This is a genomic window from Saccharopolyspora soli, assembly GCF_022678645.1.
GTDB lineage: Bacteria > Actinomycetota > Actinomycetes > Mycobacteriales > Pseudonocardiaceae > Saccharopolyspora > Saccharopolyspora soli.
In genome coordinates, this window is record NZ_JALBWV010000172.1 from 1 (window position 1) to 966 (window position 966).

General features: G+C 65.7%; 1 protein-coding gene. It reads right to left on the reverse strand.

Annotated elements, in window-relative coordinates:
• Positions 1-853: IS5 family transposase (locus MOQ72_RS44145; protein ID WP_242192039.1), on the reverse strand; the 853-nt coding region annotated here is incomplete at its 3' end.
• Positions 854-966 lie beyond the last annotated feature (113 nt).

Below are 966 nucleotides of genomic sequence, written 5' to 3' on the forward strand. Positions count from 1 at the left end.
GGGTGGTGGGGCGTGTGTGCCAGCGGTAGAGGGGTCTGGCGCGTTGGATGAGTTGACGGACGGTGATGATCGCGGCAGCGAGGTAGAGGTAGAAGTCGACGATGGCGCCGTTGCGGTCGGTGCAGCGGCGCAGCTTGCCGAAGTTGTTCATCCACGAGTGAGTACGCTCCACTACCCACCTTCTGCCCGCCTGTATCGGCGCGGGCACTGTCTTGCGGGCGATGACACCGGTCAGACCGTGCTCGCCGAGCAGGTCCCGGGTCTTGCGGCTGTCGTAACCGCTGTCGAGGTGCACCCTCGCTGCGGTGGGCAGGCCACCGGCGGGTAGGTCGGCGACCTGCTGGCGGGTTTGTTGGAGAGTGGGTTCCAGCAGGGGTGAGTCGTGCCGGTTGGCGCCTGCGGAGACGATTCCCAGAGGCACACCGCTGCCGTCGGTGGACGCGGATCTTTTCAGTCCGCCTTTGCGGCGGTCCACCGGTGACGGTCCGGCTTTCTCGCCTCCGCAGGGGGCTTTGGTGATGCAGCCGTCAGCGGAGATCTCGCCCAGCTCCAGGCCGATCATCTTGTCGAACGCGGCCAGGCACAGCGCGTGCAGCGTGGTAGCGATGCCCCGCTCGGCCCATTCGGCGAGCCTGCGGCGGATGGTGCGGTCCGAACACCGCTTGGTGGCGATGCGTTCGTAGCCGCAGCCGTGTATGAGGGCGTCGATGACGTGCTCGAACACGACGCGATCCGGGATTCGTCTGCGATGACAGCCCAACGGATGCCGGGGGTCGAACTCTGGTCTGTCGGGCAGCAGGGCGGCGAATTGGACCCAGATCGGCTCGATAAGAGAAGATGGCAGCACGGGCATGGTCGTTCCTTGTGATCACGAAGCGTCAGCAACTTCATGATCACTCACGGCCATGCCCGTCCTACTCCACCACCCACGCCAAGATCAGCAACCCCGCCTACCGCCGGAGCCTC